The following is a 15,517-nucleotide window of genomic DNA, read 5'->3' as shown; positions in this document are numbered from 1 at the left end:
CCTGCATGGGCCGCTTGGAGAGCAAAATCGACCAATAGAAGTCCATAGCCCCTGGTTGATCCCGGATGCACGGATGTTCGTTCTGTTGCCTCCCGGATCGCACCAGGCCTTTTGCAGGGGCCGGACTACCTGCATAATAAGGCTCCAGAGTGGAGAGGCAGTAACAGGTGCCGGTACAAGCAGTCGCGATCGTCGTCTGTGAGGGGGTCCAGGCCCTGGACGTGGCGGGGCCGATGGATGTGTTCAGCGAGGCGAACACGTTTCTCGGCAGCGCGGATCGCTACGAAACCGTATTGGTTGCTGCTCACCGCAATCCGCTGCGCGCCTCGAATGGCATACGCATGGTCGCCGACCTGACCTTCGATGAGGCGGCGGGCGGCTTCGACATCGTTCTGGTGGCCGGCACTCCGACGCCACCGGAAGCGGAGCCCGAACCGTGCCTGCTTCAGTGGGTCAAGGAGCTGCCGTGGCGCTCGAGCGTCTATGGATCGATCTGCACAGGGGCTTTTGTGCTCGGCTATGCCGGACTCCTCGACGATCGGCGAGTCACGACCCATTGGCAGGATGCACAGGCGCTGGCGGCGAGATTCCCGAAGGCGAAAGTCGAACCGGATCTGATCTATGTGCGCGATGGACGGCTGATCACCGCGGCGGGTGTGACGGCGGGGATAGATCTGGGCTTGGCGCTCGTCGGGCAGCGGCACGGCGCGGAAACCGCGCTCAAGGTCGCCAAGCGTTTGGTCGTGGTTGCGCAGCGCCAGGGCGGACAATCGCAGTTTAGTCCCTATCTCACGGCACCTGCCGATCCCGAATCGCCGATCGCGCGCATCCAGGACCATGTCATGGCCAATATTGGGAATCGCCACACGCTGGACTCGCTTGCCGCTGTCGTCGGCATGAGCGCCCGGAATCTGGCCCGACATTTCGTGCAGGTGACCGGGACCACACCGCACGACTTCATCGAGCGCGCCCGCGTCGATGCGGCGCGCATGATGCTGGAAGCAAGCGACCGGCCGCTGAAGGCGGTCGCCTTCGATTGCGGCTTCGGGTCGGCGGACCGGATGAGGATCGTCTTCAGCACCCGTCTCGGCGTGACCCCTGTCCAATATCGCGCCAGTTTTCGGCGAGCGGAAACGGAATAGATCGCAAGTTAAAGACGAAAGGGCTGTCTCCTGCTGGCGCGAAGGCGCCGACGGGCCCTTTGTCAGGAAACGACGTACGGCTGTCCTGATCCACAGCATCCCGTTCGTTGTCCGGAGCAGGGCGCTATTGCCTAATACCGACAAGTAACCAGCCCATTACTCAACTGAGGAAATTGCTCCATGTCTGAGATCATCGCCGGCATCCGCGTCCCTGACAGTGCAATCGCACGCGCCGCCACGCAGCTGGTGCGCGATAGCGAAGACGACCTGCTCTACAACCACAGTCGCCGCGTCTTCCTTTGGGGCGCGCTCACTGGCGAGCGGCGCGGGCTGAAATACGACCCGGAACTGCTTTACCTCGGCGCCATGTTCCACGACATGGGTCTCACCGAGAAATATTCGAGCCCCGATCTGCGCTTCGAGGTCGATGGCGCCAATGCCGCCCGCAAATTCATGAAAAGCTACGGCGTGCCCGAGCGCGACATCGAGGACGTCTGGACTGCCATCGCGCTCCACACCACGCCCGGTATCCCAGAGCATATGCGCCCGACCATCGCGTTGGTGATCGCCGGCGTGGAAATGGATGTGCTTGGCATCGCCTATCACGATTTCTCGCGTGAACAGCGTGACCATGTCTGCGTCCATCATCCGCGCGAGACAAACTTCAAGGAGAATATCATCGATCACTTCGCCAACGGCATCATCAAGAAGCCGCTGACGACGTTCGGAAACGTGAAGGCCGATGTCCTCGCACTGAAGGACGTGAACTACGTCCGTCAGAACTTCTGCTCGATCATCCTTGGCTCAGCCTGGCCGTACTGAGCCCTCGTTGCTCCAAGCCGAGGAGGCCGACATGGATACCAGCCGTACGAGGATATCCGGTCCTGAAGGAGCCGCCATCGGCACGGGTGAGAGAGATGTCGTTGCGCAGAGCCCGATCGATCAGATCTTGGCCGGCCGGTTTGCGTGCCGCGAGTTTTGCAACGCTCCGGTCCCGCGACGGACGATCGAGCAGATCCTCCGTGTCGCTCGGTTCGCGCCCAGCGGTGCGAACATCCAGCCCTGGCACGTCTACGTGCTGGCTGGCGCGACCAAGGACAGAGTCTCGACGGCGCTGCTGGATGCGCACCAAAACTCCCGCGACGAGCACATATCGGAATACAAATACTACGCCAGCGACTTACCCAATCCGTACCTCAAGCGGCGACAAGAATTCGGACGACTGTTCTATGGTTCGCTCGGAATTGCTCAAATCGATCTCGAGGCGAGGAGCAGACAAACCGCCAAGAACTACACATTCTTCGGCGCACCGGTGGGATTGATCGTGACCATCGATCGTCGCCTGGAAGTCGGAAGCTGGCTCGACCTCGGAATGTTCGTGCAGAACGTGATGCTCGCGGCGGCGGGACGCGGGCTTCAGTCCTGTCCGCAGGAAACGTTCGCGAAATATCACCGGATCTTGCGCCGCCTGCTATCGATCCCGGAGGAGCAGATGGTCGTGTGCGGCATCTCCGTCGGGAAGGCCAAGGTCGAGGGACAGGAAACATTGATGCCACGGGCGGATATTGATGAGTTCGCCACGTTTCAGGGATTCGAAGTGTAAGACTTAGTCGAAGAGGAGACCACCATGGGAAGCCGTGAAGAACTCATCCAGCGCAGCATTCCGTTTCTCCGGGAAGTCAAGGACACGACACCCGGAGCCAAGATGGAACGCTGGCTTAACGAGACATATGGCGAAAACAGCGCGCTCTACCGGGATCTGGCTCGCCTGATCATGATCGGGGTCGAGGAGGGATGGGCGGCAAACCAGGAGGTGGATGGTCCGAACTACCGGCGCAGCCGCATCCTGGAGCCGACTGCCGAATCGTTCCAGTTCAGCATCACCGCTGTTTACATGAACAGCGCCGATCCGCGCCGCTTCAAGGACGACGACGATCACGACGTGTTGCGCGGGCAGTATCACGGCCATCCTTATGGCGAGCTCAACCTCGTGGTGCCCTTGAACAAGGGCGCGGAGCTGAAGGGATTGCAGGGCTGGCAGGGACCCGGCTGGACGGCGCCCGATCCGGGCAGCAGGCACTATCCTGAGGTCAGGGGCGGCGCGGTCATCGCGCTGTTCTACCTGCCGGCTGGACGCATCTCTTACGATTTCAAGGCTCCCGTCTGATCAGTGTCCTACCTCCGAGGTGGCGCGATACGATGGCTCCTCGCTTTGGCGCCAAGGACATGGCGCCAGCCTATCCGTAGGCGGTCAATGCGAATGACCCGGTGCCGACCCAGCTGTCCGGCCAGAAGGCGGTGCAACTCTCATCACCGCACGAACCTCGGGCTCCGGTATTGTCGTCTACACCCTCGACGTCGATCCGCAGGGCGACTGGCTAATGACGGTGTCTGGCGGAAATTGGCGACAGGCGCAGAAGAGCCGTGCCATTACCATGCGTCTACCGCGCCGAACGATCTCGAGGGAGTTCAAGCAGCTTGAACATCGAGAGGGCAAGTTGCTACCGTTGGGAACGAACCCGGTCGTCGTGCAGCGCGCCATCGGACCTCCTGTACGTGTCCTGAGCACCCATATCCAAAGTGGATATTGATGATGACTGAACTCACGGCCGATAGGAGACAATCAGCATGTAAGCGTCCCTGGCCTTCATCGTCGCGATCAATGAGGACGGAACGCCGAGCGTTTCACCGAAGGCGTCGCTAAATTGATATGCTGCGTTGGCGATTCACGTTCCCGAGGTCTCATGTCTCAAGTCGACTGGTTGAGTCATCTCCTGCAGATCATCACAGTCACTGGTCAACTCGAGGTCCGCTGCGCCTACGGTGCACCATGGCGTGTTATCTGGCCCAGGGCGGCAGCGAACGAGATCCCCTACCATGTCATCGTCAAGGGCCGGGCCATTTTCGAGGACCCTGATGCGAGAACGGTGCAGGAGCTTGGGAGCGGGGATATCGTGCTGCTCCCTCACGGTTCGGCGCATGTGCTGCACGACGGCAGCGGTGAAACGCCAGTCCGCACGCACGAAAGCAGGGGCTCCGCAGGATGGATGTTGAGCGAGAACGATAGAGGGGGTGAGCAACTCGATCTGCTGTGCGGACGGTTTTTCGTCGTGCCACCCCATGATCGACTGGTCCGCAACTACCTGCCAGCAAATCTGGTGGTGCGGGCCATGGAAAACTATGGAGAAGAGAACATTGGGCCGGCATCGAGTCAACTTTCCGGACTGGTCGGCCTGATGCGAATGGAGTCCTCAGGTGACAGAGCGGGAGGACGCGCTATTCTCAACGCGCTTTCTTCGGTCTTATTCACTCTCGTTCTGCGCGCCGCGAGCGAAGCCGGAAAGTCCACTGAAGGCCTATTGGCCCTTGCTGGTCATCCGAGATTGGCACCGGCCATTGCGGCGATGTTCGCTGATCCGACGCGACCTTGGAAGCTTCCCGAGCTGGCCGATTTATGCGGCATGTCACGCGCTACATTCATGCGCCAGTTTCAAGACAAGCTAGGTCGCTCCGCCCTCGACCTGTTGACCGATCTTCGCATGAGTATGGCCGCCAACGAGCTCAAGAAGCCAAGGATCAGCACGGAGGCCGTGGCTGAGACGGTCGGGTATCAATCGGTTTCGGCATTCCGGCGTGTATTTGCCGAGCGGATGGGGATGACACCCGGGGAATGGCGCCGACTGGCGCAGGACGGCGATAAGTCCGGACCCTCGCCAGAATGATCCTTTTGAGCACGATTTTGATCATATGCAGGCTCGAAATTATCAATGCTATCCGTAAGTTGGGTCTCCGTAATCACTTGATGAGGGAGTTACCCAATGAACAACACCGCTATGACCGCAGCCGATCCCTACACCTCCCGTTCGCTCGCGGGGCCGCTGCCGACAAACGCTGTGATCGAAACCATTCTGAGCCGCAGTGCTGCCAAGTACTATGACTCGACTGCCGCCCTGAGCGATGATCAGATCCGCGACCTGGTGCGGATCGGTACTTCAGCGCCGACATCCTTCCATCTGCAGAACTGGCGCTTCGTCGCCGTGCGCTCACCCGAAGCAAAGGCGCGGCTGCGTCCGATCGCCTGGAATCAGCCCGCAATCAGCGAAGCAGCCGTCACCTTCGTGATCATCGGCCAGTTGGCCGATGCCAGCACCGTCCCTGACCGCCTGGCGCCAGTCGTGGAAGCCGGAATCATGCCGGCACACGTGGTGCCGGAATGGGAGGGGCCTGCTCGCGGTCTTTACGACGATCATCCGCAGCGCCAGCGCGACGAGGCCGTACGCTCCGCTACCTTCGGCGCCGCAGCTATTATCTATGCGGCCCGCTCGCTAGGTCTGGGGTCGACACCGATGATCGGTTTCGATGCAGAGGCCGTGCACAGAGAGTTCAGCCTGGCCGAAGACGAAATCCCGGTCATGCTGCTGACCGTCGGGCCGGAGCGGCCCGGCAACTGGCCGCAGAAGCCGCGCCTGCCCGTGGCCGATGTGCTGCACTTCGCATAACCAACCCCGAAGCCAATCATTCAAGGAGAAATATCATGGCCAGAGCTGCTGCTCTGAAGCCGGAACACGTTCCGGCTGGTTCGAAACCGACCCTCGATATGTTCACCAAGAACATCGGGTTCACGCCAAACATGATGGCGACCTTCGCGCAAAGCCCGATCGCGTTCAACGCATGGGCCACTCTGCTCGGCTCCTTGAGCAAGGCGCTCGACGTCAAGACGCGCGACAGCATCGGCCTTGCGGTCTCCGAAGTGAACGGCTGCGACTACTGCCTGACGGTGCACAGCTTCACGGCGGAGCATATGGCCAAGCTGCCGACCGAGGACATTGTTCTCGCCCGAAAGGGTCGTGCCAGGGACCCGAAGCGGGATGCCGCCGTTCAGTTTGCACGCAAGATCATCAAGAGCCGTGGCCACGTCACAGACGACGATCTGCAAGCCGTCCGCAATGCGGGCTACACGGATGCGAACATCATGGAGATCGTCGCGCTTGTGGCCATGTACTCGCTGACGAACTTCTTCAACAACGTGTTCCATCCCGACAAGGACTTCCCCGCGGTGGCACCGGCCGGCTCGATCTGAGTGCGGTCGGGAAGTTCGGAATCTGAAAAACACCACACATAAAGGAGTCGAAGATGAAAGCGATTATTGTGACGAACCAGGCTGCCGGGTTTGCCGGGATGAAGCTGGTGGAACGGCCCGAACCTCAACCAGCGATAAACGACGTTATCGTAGAGGTTCACGCATCGGGATTCGTTCCGACGGAATTGGAATGGCCCTCGACGTGGACCGATCGTCGCGAACAGGACAGAACTCCGTCGCTCCCAGGGCACGAATCGTCCGGCATAGTCACGGCTCTTGGCTACGGCACGACGGGACTATCGGTGGGGCAGCGCGTATTCGGCCTTGCCGACTGGTATCGCGATGGCACGCTCGCTGAATATATTGCCATCGAGGCGCGCAATCTGGCGCCATTACCGGGTGACGTCGATTTCAAGGTGGGTGCGAGTCTGCCGATCTCGGGCTTGACCGCGTGGCAGGGGCTTTTCCAGCACGGCCGTCTTCAGGCAGGCCAGAGCGTGCTTGCGCATGGTGCGGCCGGCGCGGTCGGTTCCATGGTGGTTCAACTCGCACGAGAGGCTGGCGCCTATGTCATCGGAACAGGACGCGCAGCCGACCGACAGAAAGCGCTCGACTTCGGTGCGAATGAATTCGTCGACCTGGAGAACGACGCCCTCAAAGATGTCGGCAGTGTCGATCTTGCGTTCGACGTCATCGGCGGCGACATCCAGAAGCAGTCTGCAGCCCTTGTTAGAGTCGGAGGGACGCTGGTGACTGTCATCGGCCCGGCGCAGGTTCGCCCGCTGGACGGTTTGGCCATCGACTTCGTTGTGGAAGCCGATCGCGGTCAGTTGAGTGAGATCGTCCAGAGGGTGCGGGACGGAAGACTGCGGACAAACATCGGAAAGGTCTCCTCTCTCGACGACGCGGTCGCCACCTTCAACTCGGCCCAGCGACGCCAGGGCAAGACGATTATTCAGGTCCGCTCGTAAGAGCTTGGGCGGGACGAGGGCTCTCCCCAGCGAGCTCTCGTTCCGCTTCTGGATCGTGGCGAGTGTCTTGGCACGATCCAAGCGAAGTATGAATTGTGCGGTAGTCAGTCCGCTCCAGGTCAAATCGCGACTTGGCGGAAAGGCCAGGCTCTGGCGCAAAGAGGACCATTCTGACTCGCGCACGGGCGAGCGAACGGGAAGTACCAGCGTGTTGCTGTCTGACGGTATTGAAGCGACACCGCACCGGAGCGGGTGTAGCAGTCTTGTCTACGCACGCAACGGTGATCAGTCGATTGACTCCGATAGTTAGCGGGATCGCCGACATTCCCGGCAGTTCAGATTTTCCTGTGAATTCAAGACCGACAAAATGCGGCGGGCATACCGTCGGGATTTGTCCGTCAGACGTGGAGATTTGTACTTGAAAATCAACGACGAAACGTCGTTCGAAATGATTGAGTGGGAGTAGTGCAGCAGGCTGGCATTGCGCAGTTTAGCGTAGTTTGGTGAAGTTGTTCTCACTTCGTTTCGGATCGAAGTCGCTGACCGAAGTCGTGAGCTTGGCTTATCCCGATCGAGGTCGGCATTCCACCGCGTTTTCGCTAGCGGTGTGTTGCAGCGCGGTTAATCGCAAAGAAGGCGATGGTCCAAGCCTGGCGCAAAGCGACTACTCACGCTCCATCCTGAGAGTGAACAACTCATGTAGTGTGGATTGGTTGCGCTCCCCCGCTACCAATCGTACGATTTTGCACGCCAAGCTACGATCCTGCGCGATTTGTGGCACCGAAGCTTGTCCAACAGATCGGCGGATTTATCGACTGAAGAAACATGTCGGAATTAAAATGCGCCGGGATAGGCTCCGCCGTCGATCAAAATGTTCTGTCCAGTGATGTAGCTCGCCTGAGCTGAGCACAGGAAGGCACAAGTCGCGCCGAACTCGTCCGGATGGCCGAAGCGCTTGCTTGGGTTGCTGGCACGAACTTCCTCGGTGACCTCTGCCACGCTACGTGACGAGTTTCGGGCGAGTGCCGCGAGATTGGATCTCAGCCGGTCCGTGTCGAACGTCCCCGGCAACAGGTTGTTGACGGTCACGTTGTGCTCGGCGGCAGAGCGCGCCAGGCCCGCGACGAAGCCCGTCAATCCACTTCGAGCACCGTTCGATAGCGCAAGCATTGCGACCGGCGCCTTGACGGCGTGCGACGTGATGTTGACGATGCGGCCGAATTTGCGCGCGATCATCCCGTCGATGGTGGATTTGATGAGCGCGATGGGCGCCAGCATGTTGCCATCAAGCGCCTTGATCCAGTCGTCACGCTCGAAGTTTCTGAAATCCCCCGGCGGTGGTCCGCCGGCATTGTTGATGAGAATATCGGGCTCAGGGCAGGTGGACAGGATGGCCTCGCGTCCCTCGCGGCTCGTTACATCCGCAACGATTGTTTGAGGTCGGTTGCCCGCGGCCAACTCGATCTCTCGAGAAGCACTGTCGAGGACCTCGCGCCGCCGGGCGACAATCACGACTTCGACACCCTCGCGGGCCAGCGCCATGGCGCTGGCTTTTCCAAGGCCCTGGCTCGCCGCGCAGACGATGGCCTTTCGGCCGCGCAATCCCAGATCCATGTGTCCTCGTCGGATGTTGCCGCGACTGCAGCGTGACTTGTCACGTATTGGGAAGTGTCATGCCGGCTGGCTTGGAGCCCCACATGCAAAAGCTCGTTGGCTCAAAGCCGAATTGTCGGGGCCGGTGCGTTGTCTCGTCCTCGATTTCATCAACACCCACCGAATATTCGAAGATCATCCCGTCCGGTCCTTTGAAGTAGAGGAAGCGGGCCCCCGACGTCGGATGGCGACCCGGACCGAACACGATCGGCACGCGCTGTTCGTTCAGGAAATAGTAGGAGCGCAGCACGTCGTCGCTGCTCTCGACCTGGTGATTGATGTGCTGGATGCCGGCCTGTGGCGCGCGGACGAGCGCGATGGTGTGATGGATTGCATTGACGCGCATCAGCGGGATGTCGCCGATTCGATCGCTTACGCGGGCGTTGCAGACCTCTGTCCAGAACCGCTCATCGCGTGCGGGATCGGTTGAGTTGAGCCCGACGTGACTGAAACCCGCGATGCCGGCGTCGCGGCTCGCGAAGTAGCGGCACCCGCTCCGCTCCGGCCGTACCACCAGTTCGATGTGGTTGCCGGTCGGGTCATGGAAGCCGATGAAAGCCTTCACCTTGCGCTGCTCTGATTCCCGTGCTGTGCCGGCGTGGACAGCGTGGCCAAGCGACTCGAGCGTGGCTGCCGCGTCCTCCAGGTTTGCTTCGTCCTCGACTTCGAAGCCGACCGTCTGCCTTTTTGGATCACCTTCGGAGTAGCACAGCGTATGCGAGCGTTCGTCCGATCGGAGGTAAAGATCAGCCTTGCCGCGTTCGGCGATTTGCAAGCCGAGGCAAGCAGTCGCGAATCGCTCGGCCTGCTCGAGATCCGGTGACCCCAGGCGGACATAGCTCACATCCTTCAATTGGATCATGCCTCTCTCCTGTTCGACTAGCTCTGCGCGCTCAGCTCGGGAACGCCCTTGCTTTCGCTACCCCAATTGCAGAGCGAGGTGGCGGAGGGTGGAAATTGCCGGGGAGGGCGTGGCCTGTCGCCGATCTCGGCTGTGCCAGTGACGTAAGACAGAATCAGGCCCTCGGGCCCTTCGACATGAAGGAATATCTGTTGCGAGACGGGCTGTCGGCCGGGGCCTTGTACGATCTTCACCTGGTTTTCCTGCATGAAGTAGCTGTTCTGCATGATCTGATCGAGCGCCTCGACCTCGAAGGCGGCGTAGAGCAGGCCGGGCCGCAGCGACGGGTAGAGCGCGATGCGATGGTGCAGGTGGTCGATGCGCAAGTACGCGATGTCGCCAACCCAATCGGTCACTTCGGCGCCGAGCAGGCGCCAGAAGGCGAGATCGCGGGCGTGGTCGATGCTGCGCAGGCCGATGCCCTGGAATTGCACGATGCCGGCATCGCGCGGCGGAAAATAGCGCCGGCCGCTCCGTGTCGGGCGGGTCACAAGATCGATGCGATTTCCGGAGGCGTCGTCGGCAAGCAGGGCTGATTGCACATATCGCCGCTGGCATTCATCCGGGCTTGCCCATCTCGCGGTGAAGCCGTGCGCACGCAGCTGCTCGCCGATCTCCTGCAGCGCTGCGTCGTCCCAGACCTCGATGCCGAGGCTGGTGCCGTCGCCTCGATCGTCGCTGAGGCTCACGGTGCGGAAGCGATCGTCCGAGCGGAAGGCGAACTCACCGTCCCGGCTCGCGACTTGCTGCAGGCCAAAGATATCTGAGATAAACCGCGCACAGGCCTGCGGCTCGTTGACCGTATGGCGGACGTAGCAGACCGACGTGATCAGTGGCGTCGTCCCGTTCAAGGGAGCTCTCATCGTAACCGTCCCCGTTTCTGTTCAGCTTCGATGAAGACCTTGATCATCTGGCGCCACAGTCCGAAGAGGTGGTCGAACCATTTTGGATCGTTGTCCCAGAGCGTTCGCACCGCCATGCCGCGGACGACGCCGAGGGTGAGTGCGACAATATCGGCCGCAACGGCTGCCGGAACGCCGCCCGCCACCAGCGCTTCGGCCCAGGCCGCTTCGACCGGACGGCGCGCCTTGCGTGAGATCTCCAGAATTTGCCTGCGCACCGCCTGGTCGGTGGACGTCGAAAGCACGATGTCGATCGCCACCATGAAATGCTCACTGAAGAAGAATTCCCTCGCGTCTGCGATGACAGCCTCGATGAGATCTCGTGGCCGGTTCACCGTGGCGGCGCGGCGGCGGCTGAGGATCTGCGCCTGCTCGAACACATATTCGAGCGTGGCGACGACGAGGGAATCCTTGGTCGGGAAGTGATGGAGCTGGGCGCCACGGGAGACGCCGGCTTCGGCAGCAACCTCGGCGGTCCGAAATCGCGCATAGCCGCGACGCCGGACCAGATTGGCGGCCGCCTTCAGGATCCGCAGCCGCGTTTCGGCCGTCCTCTCGGCCTGAGTCCGGCGGCGCGGCGGCGCCAGCGATCGCCGTGCTGTCTTGAGCGAAGCGGGTGCGCGATTGGGGCGGGGCGGCATGTCAGACCTCGATCTGGACCTTCCCGTCCACGACGGTGACGGGATATGTCTTCAGCGGAATCTCGCAGGGCATGCCGGTCGGCTCGCCCGTGGTGACGTCGAATGTCCCGAAGTGGAAGGTGCATTCCACGATCTTGCCGTTGATGATGCCTTCCTCCGACAACGACGCCTCGCCATGGGTGCACATGTCGGCGGTAGCGTAGATTGTGCCCGCCACGCGATACAGAGCGACGTTGGTGCCATCGGGCAGGGGAGCCTGCTTGATCTCACCTTCGACAACCTCATCGGCTGTGCAGAGAAAGACTGTTTCGGCCATGGCGAGAGCCTAAAGCATGGTGCTGCCGCCATTGACGCTGATGACCTGGCCGGTCACGAACGACGCTTCGGCGGATGCGAGATAGGAGACCATTGAGGCGACTTCCTCCATTTCGGCCGGACGCCCCATCGGGATAACGCTGACGAGTTTTGCGGCAAGCGCCGGGTTGGTCCTGGCGATAGCGACCATCTGCGGCGTATTCACCGCGCAGGGGGCCACCGTGTTCACAGTGATGCCGTCCTTGGCGAACTCGCGTGCCATGCCGGTAGTTAGGCCGTGGACGCCGCCCTTGGCCGCATTGTACGCGGCGTGATCCCAAAGGCCATTGCGAACGGAATCGGCGCCGAGATTGATGATCCGGCCGTACGCCTGCTGGCGCATCGTCGGGACCGCGTACCAGGAGCACCACAGCACGGTCCAGAGGTTGCGATCGATAGTCGTTTTCAGCGTCTCCGGTGTATGCTCCGCAAACGGCTTGATGATGCCACCTCCGGCATTGTTGACCAGGATGTCGAGGCGGCCGAATCGTTCGGAAGCAAGCCGGATGGTCTTCTCGGCGACGCCTTGCTCCGTGAGATCGCCCGCCTCGGTTGCGACCTCCACGTCGAACTGGCTGGCGAGACGGGCCGAGGCCTCCTTCAGCCCGGCCTCATCGAGATCGGCAAGGATCAACCTCGCGCCGTCCGTTGCGAGCCGCTCCGCGATTGCAAGGCCGATGCCCTTGGCGGCGCCGGTCACCACGGCAACATTGTTCCTGAGCTTTTTGTCCACGATCGATTGTCCCTAGAGGATGATGCTGACGCGCCCTTGCGTGCGCAGCCCCTCGCTGTCGAGCAGGCAGCGTTTCTCCTTGATGCGAAGGCGCCCGTTCTCGGCGACCAGCCGGTAACGGTTGCTGCCGAAATAGATGTCGGTGACGCCATCCTTGGTGCGATACGTGATGAAGGCGGCGGCGACCTCCACCTCGCTGTCGCTGCGGCTGCGGATCCGTACATTGCTCACCAGGTGCCGCGTGCGCGAATGCGGGAATTCGGCATGCGCGGTGCGCTTCATCAGGCGCTTGACGCGTTCGCTGAGGCGAAAGCGGTCGTCCGCAACATAAAAAAGGTTCTTGTCGGGCGAGGAGTCCGCGGGAACGTCGGTCGACGGTACGTAGTAGATCGCGTCGTCCGTGAACAGCTCGAGCCATTCCGGCAAGCGCCATTCGTCCAGCAGCTCGGCCTCGGCGAACAGGAAATCCTCGACGTCGGCTCGGGTGATGTTCTGCATCTGCGCCTCCTGCGTTAGGCCGATGGCGCGAAGACATGCTTGTTCCAGTTCGACCAGAACGCGCGCATCTGCAGCTCGTCATCATAGGCGGGCGTTTCCTTGCCCATCCCCTTGGAAATGTCGTTCCATTGCGCTTCAGTGGAGTTGCGGAAGCCGCGCTGGCACTGCTCCAGCGCCTCGACATCGTCGGGTGTCGCGAAGCCGCCAGGGCCCAGGAATTCAAGGAAATTGAACAGGCGGTATTTGCGCGCCCAGTCGGTCTCTTCCTTTGGCGCGAGCGCCCATGCGCTGACAGTCATGAAATCGGGAGCGTACGGATAATAGGTGCGGATCGTCACGGCCATGATGTCGTTGACGACGAGGTTCGGGAACACGAACAGATTGCGATTGAAGAGCGCGATCCGCTTGGCGCGCTCCTCGCCGAAGCGCGTCACCAGTCCCTGGTAGAGCCGGTCGATCTCGCGCTTGCCCTCGTCACCCCACATGGGAATCCATTGTGCGACCGGGCGTCCCCACGGCGCCTTGTACTCCAGCACCGCATGTCCCTTGCCGAGATCGCGCGCGGCACCCTCCAGCGGCACCGGCACGAGGCCGCCATTGGTGGCCTTGAGGTAGTCGAAATAGGTCGCGTGCGTGGTGAGCGCATGATAGCCGTCGATCGAGTTCTCGGTAAGCAGCTTCCAGTTGGCGCGCATCGAGTATTCCTGTGTGCCGCCGACGATGGTCATACTGGCCTCGGCCTGGTCGCCGATGATGTCGAGATATTCCTTCACCGGGCCGAGATAGGAGTCGAGCGTCTCGGCATTCCGATCGAAGCACACGAAGCAGAAGTCGCGATAGGTTTCGAACCGCGGCACCTGCTGCATGTTGGACGTGCTGCGCTCCTTGAAATCGGGCGCATAGGAAGCCTCGCCTGGCTGGCTGCGCAGCGCGCCGTCCAGCCCGAACACCCAGCCATGATAGAAGCATTGGAAGGACTTTGCATTGCCATGCTTTTCGCGGCAAACCTGCGCGCCGCGATGCGGGCATGTGTTGAACATGGCGCGCAGAATACCCTTGGCGTCGCGCGCGAACAGAATATTGCGGCCGGCGACCTGACGGGTGACGAAGTCGCCGGGCTTGGGAAGCTCCGACGCGTGGCCAAGATAGAGCCAGCATTTGTCGAAGATGCGCGTGCGCTCGGCCTCGAGAATATCCGGATCGACGAAAGCCTGGCGGGAGACCTTGAAGATCTGCTTGGCCTCGTCGACCATCAGCGCGGTATTCATTCGCTGGAACGCATTCATTGCAGTCCCTCCCTCGGACTTGTCAGTGTGGTTTCAACACGGCTCGGAGGTCGTAACCCGGCGACTCCAGATCAGCGCGCTGCGGCTTTGCGTTGGCCGCAATGATCCGCCGCAGAATCGCCATGTCCTTGGTTGCATTCACCGAGAGAGCGCCGACAAGTTCGGCGCCACGCATGGCCATGATCGAAAACCGTCCGCTGCTTGGATCGCCGCGCGCGATGTGCTCGGCATTGCGCATGTCGCCGGCGACCTGGATGTTCAGGTCGTATTGGTCGGTCCAGAACCAGGGAGGATCGTTGTATTCCACGGCGTCGCCGATCATATTGGCGGCGACCGAGATCGCCTGGTTCTGGGCGTTCGCCCAGGTCTCGACGCGGATCGCGCGGCCGTGGCAACGGCTCCATTGCAGGGCCGCATCACCCGCACAGAAGATGTCGGGAACAGCGGTGCGACCGCAGGCATCGACAGCAATGCCTTCGGCGGCGGGCAGACCGAGCCGGATGGCGAGTTCGGCCGAAGGGGTAACGCCGATGCCGACCAACACCAGATCTGCTGGGATCCGCGCGCCGTTGCTCAGGCCGACGGAACCTGACGTGCTTCCGGTCACCGTCGCGCCGAAGACAAACTCGACACCGTGACTGCGGTGCCTGTCGGCAACGAGACCGCCGATCAGAGGCGGGAACGCGCGTGCGAGGAGATGCTCCTCACTTTCGATCACCGTCACACGGCAGCCGTTCCTGGCGGCAGCGCACGCAGCTTCCAGGCCGATGACACCGCCCCCGACGACCGCAATGCGCGATCCGGCCTGGATGTGACGACGAAATCGGAGCGCGTCCTCGACGCTGCGCAAATACTGGACCTCGATGTGTGCATCTTCCAGTGCAGGAAGCCGCCGCGGCCGAGTGCCGGTCGCAAGCAGCAGGCCGTCGAAATGGAAGCTGCGGCCGTCCGCGGTCGACACGATGCGGCGATCGGCGTCGCAATCAATCGCCGCGGCGCCAGTCTCGATGTTGATATCAAGCGTCTTGGTCCAGTCTGCGGCCTGCTTGATGTAGGCGACAGGCGCATCGCGGGATTGCAACAAGCTCTTTGAGAGCTGTGGCCGCTCGTAGGGCGGGTGGGTCTCCTCGCCGATCATGGTGATCGAACCCCTGAAGCCGCGCGCCCGCAGCGCTTCAGCGGCACGCGCTCCGGCTTGGCCGGCCCCTGCGATCACGATGTCGTTGATCGTTCGCGCCACGCTCGCTTCGCTCCCTGATGCGATCGCCGATCGCATTGTCTGTTAGATTGTTCACTAGCATACGAATATGGGATTGCATAGACAATAAAAACAGTCCAACCTGCTTGTAAATTGTC

At 61.4% G+C, this 15,517-nt stretch carries 17 protein-coding genes; 8 read left to right on the top strand and 9 right to left on the bottom strand.

Going from position 1 to position 15,517, the window contains the following annotated elements; genetic code table 11:
- Positions 1–167 precede the first annotated feature (167 nt).
- From MTX19_RS22575 to MTX19_RS22540, 8 genes are all read left to right on the top strand, one after another.
- Positions 168–1,142 (top strand): GlxA family transcriptional regulator, encoded by a 975-nt coding sequence (locus MTX19_RS22575; protein WP_280979365.1) that lies wholly within the window; start codon positions 168–170, stop codon positions 1,140–1,142.
- Positions 1,143–1,322: 180 nt separating this feature from the next.
- Positions 1,323–1,964 (top strand): HD domain-containing protein, encoded by a 642-nt coding sequence (locus MTX19_RS22570; protein WP_280979364.1) that lies wholly within the window; start codon positions 1,323–1,325, stop codon positions 1,962–1,964.
- Between the two features lie 31 nt (positions 1,965–1,995).
- Positions 1,996–2,745: a nitroreductase gene (locus MTX19_RS22565; RefSeq protein ID WP_280979363.1), complete on the top strand. Its 750-nt coding sequence runs from the start codon at positions 1,996–1,998 to the stop codon at positions 2,743–2,745.
- A 24-nt stretch (positions 2,746–2,769) separates the two neighbouring features.
- Positions 2,770–3,309 (top strand): DUF4863 family protein, encoded by a 540-nt coding sequence (locus MTX19_RS22560; RefSeq protein ID WP_280979362.1) that lies wholly within the window; start codon positions 2,770–2,772, stop codon positions 3,307–3,309.
- Positions 3,310–3,886: 577 nt separating this feature from the next.
- Positions 3,887–4,864: an AraC family transcriptional regulator gene (locus MTX19_RS22555; protein WP_280979361.1), complete on the top strand. Its 978-nt coding sequence runs from the start codon at positions 3,887–3,889 to the stop codon at positions 4,862–4,864.
- 111 nt (positions 4,865–4,975) lie between these two features.
- Positions 4,976–5,641, top strand: a complete 666-nt coding sequence (locus MTX19_RS22550; RefSeq protein WP_280984857.1) for a nitroreductase family protein — start codon at positions 4,976–4,978, stop codon at positions 5,639–5,641.
- A 35-nt stretch (positions 5,642–5,676) separates the two neighbouring features.
- Positions 5,677–6,222 carry a carboxymuconolactone decarboxylase family protein gene (locus MTX19_RS22545; protein WP_280979360.1) on the top strand — a complete coding sequence of 182 codons (546 nt, stop codon included), beginning with the start codon at positions 5,677–5,679 and terminating at the stop codon, positions 6,220–6,222.
- 53 nt (positions 6,223–6,275) lie between these two features.
- Positions 6,276–7,193, top strand: coding sequence for an NADP-dependent oxidoreductase (locus MTX19_RS22540; RefSeq protein ID WP_280979359.1), 918 nt, complete (start codon positions 6,276–6,278; stop codon positions 7,191–7,193).
- Between the two features lie 834 nt (positions 7,194–8,027).
- On the opposite strand, the gene MTX19_RS22535 is transcribed toward MTX19_RS22540, so the two are convergent.
- The 9 genes from MTX19_RS22535 to MTX19_RS22495 are packed head-to-tail and all read right to left on the bottom strand — an operon-like array spanning position 8,028 to position 15,401.
- Positions 8,028–8,807: an SDR family oxidoreductase gene (locus tag MTX19_RS22535; protein ID WP_280979358.1), complete on the bottom strand. Its 780-nt coding sequence runs from the start codon at positions 8,805–8,807 to the stop codon at positions 8,028–8,030.
- Between the two features lie 40 nt (positions 8,808–8,847).
- Positions 8,848–9,708 carry a VOC family protein gene (locus MTX19_RS22530; RefSeq protein WP_280979357.1) on the bottom strand — a complete coding sequence of 287 codons (861 nt, stop codon included), beginning with the start codon at positions 9,706–9,708 and terminating at the stop codon, positions 8,848–8,850.
- A gap of 17 nt (positions 9,709–9,725) precedes the next feature.
- Entirely contained in the window at positions 9,726–10,598 is an 873-nt protein-coding gene (locus MTX19_RS22525) for a VOC family protein (RefSeq protein ID WP_280979356.1), read from the bottom strand.
- An 8-nt stretch (positions 10,599–10,606) separates the two neighbouring features.
- On the bottom strand, positions 10,607–11,290 hold the full coding sequence (locus MTX19_RS22520; protein ID WP_280979355.1) for a TetR/AcrR family transcriptional regulator: 684 nt from the start codon (positions 11,288–11,290) through the stop codon (positions 10,607–10,609).
- A gap of 1 nt (position 11,291) precedes the next feature.
- A complete protein-coding gene (locus MTX19_RS22515) occupies positions 11,292–11,606 on the bottom strand; it encodes a non-heme iron oxygenase ferredoxin subunit (protein ID WP_128933732.1) in 315 nt (104 codons plus the stop codon).
- Between the two features lie 9 nt (positions 11,607–11,615).
- Complete coding sequence (locus tag MTX19_RS22510) at positions 11,616–12,377, bottom strand: SDR family oxidoreductase (protein WP_280979354.1); 762 nt, start codon at positions 12,375–12,377, stop codon at positions 11,616–11,618.
- Between the two features lie 12 nt (positions 12,378–12,389).
- On the bottom strand, positions 12,390–12,875 hold the full coding sequence (locus MTX19_RS22505; RefSeq protein WP_280979353.1) for an aromatic-ring-hydroxylating dioxygenase subunit beta: 486 nt from the start codon (positions 12,873–12,875) through the stop codon (positions 12,390–12,392).
- Positions 12,876–12,889: 14 nt separating this feature from the next.
- On the bottom strand, positions 12,890–14,161 hold the full coding sequence (locus MTX19_RS22500) for an aromatic ring-hydroxylating dioxygenase subunit alpha (protein ID WP_280979352.1): 1,272 nt from the start codon (positions 14,159–14,161) through the stop codon (positions 12,890–12,892).
- Positions 14,162–14,183: 22 nt separating this feature from the next.
- Positions 14,184–15,401 (bottom strand): FAD-dependent oxidoreductase, encoded by a 1,218-nt coding sequence (locus MTX19_RS22495; RefSeq protein WP_280979351.1) that lies wholly within the window; start codon positions 15,399–15,401, stop codon positions 14,184–14,186.
- Positions 15,402–15,517 lie beyond the last annotated feature (116 nt).

Source organism: Bradyrhizobium sp. ISRA464 (assembly GCF_029910095.1).
GTDB lineage: Bacteria > Pseudomonadota > Alphaproteobacteria > Rhizobiales > Xanthobacteraceae > Bradyrhizobium.
The sequence above is the reverse complement of the archived record's forward strand: the minus strand, read 5'-3'. Positions and strand labels throughout refer to the sequence as shown.

Excerpts from the sequence above, each read along its gene's own strand:
- MTX19_RS22530 (WP_280979357.1), bottom strand. The coding sequence starts at position 9,708 with ATGATCCAATTGAAGGATGTGAGCTATGTCCGCCTGGGGTCACCGGAT.
- MTX19_RS22555 (WP_280979361.1), top strand. The coding sequence starts at position 3,887 with ATGTCTCAAGTCGACTGGTTGAGTCATCTCCTGCAGATCATCACAGTC.
- MTX19_RS22570 (WP_280979364.1), top strand. The coding sequence starts at position 1,323 with ATGTCTGAGATCATCGCCGGCATCCGCGTCCCTGACAGTGCAATCGCA.
- MTX19_RS22535 (WP_280979358.1), bottom strand. The coding sequence starts at position 8,807 with ATGGATCTGGGATTGCGCGGCCGAAAGGCCATCGTCTGCGCGGCGAGC.
- MTX19_RS22565 (WP_280979363.1), top strand. The coding sequence starts at position 1,996 with ATGGATACCAGCCGTACGAGGATATCCGGTCCTGAAGGAGCCGCCATC.
- MTX19_RS22560 (WP_280979362.1), top strand. The coding sequence starts at position 2,770 with ATGGGAAGCCGTGAAGAACTCATCCAGCGCAGCATTCCGTTTCTCCGG.
- MTX19_RS22505 (WP_280979353.1), bottom strand. The coding sequence starts at position 12,875 with ATGCAGAACATCACCCGAGCCGACGTCGAGGATTTCCTGTTCGCCGAG.
- MTX19_RS22520 (WP_280979355.1), bottom strand. The coding sequence starts at position 11,290 with ATGCCGCCCCGCCCCAATCGCGCACCCGCTTCGCTCAAGACAGCACGG.
- MTX19_RS22545 (WP_280979360.1), top strand. The coding sequence starts at position 5,677 with ATGGCCAGAGCTGCTGCTCTGAAGCCGGAACACGTTCCGGCTGGTTCG.
- MTX19_RS22500 (WP_280979352.1), bottom strand. The coding sequence starts at position 14,161 with ATGAATGCGTTCCAGCGAATGAATACCGCGCTGATGGTCGACGAGGCC.
- MTX19_RS22515 (WP_128933732.1), bottom strand. The coding sequence starts at position 11,606 with ATGGCCGAAACAGTCTTTCTCTGCACAGCCGATGAGGTTGTCGAAGGT.
- MTX19_RS22540 (WP_280979359.1), top strand. The coding sequence starts at position 6,276 with ATGAAAGCGATTATTGTGACGAACCAGGCTGCCGGGTTTGCCGGGATG.
- MTX19_RS22550 (WP_280984857.1), top strand. The coding sequence starts at position 4,976 with ATGACCGCAGCCGATCCCTACACCTCCCGTTCGCTCGCGGGGCCGCTG.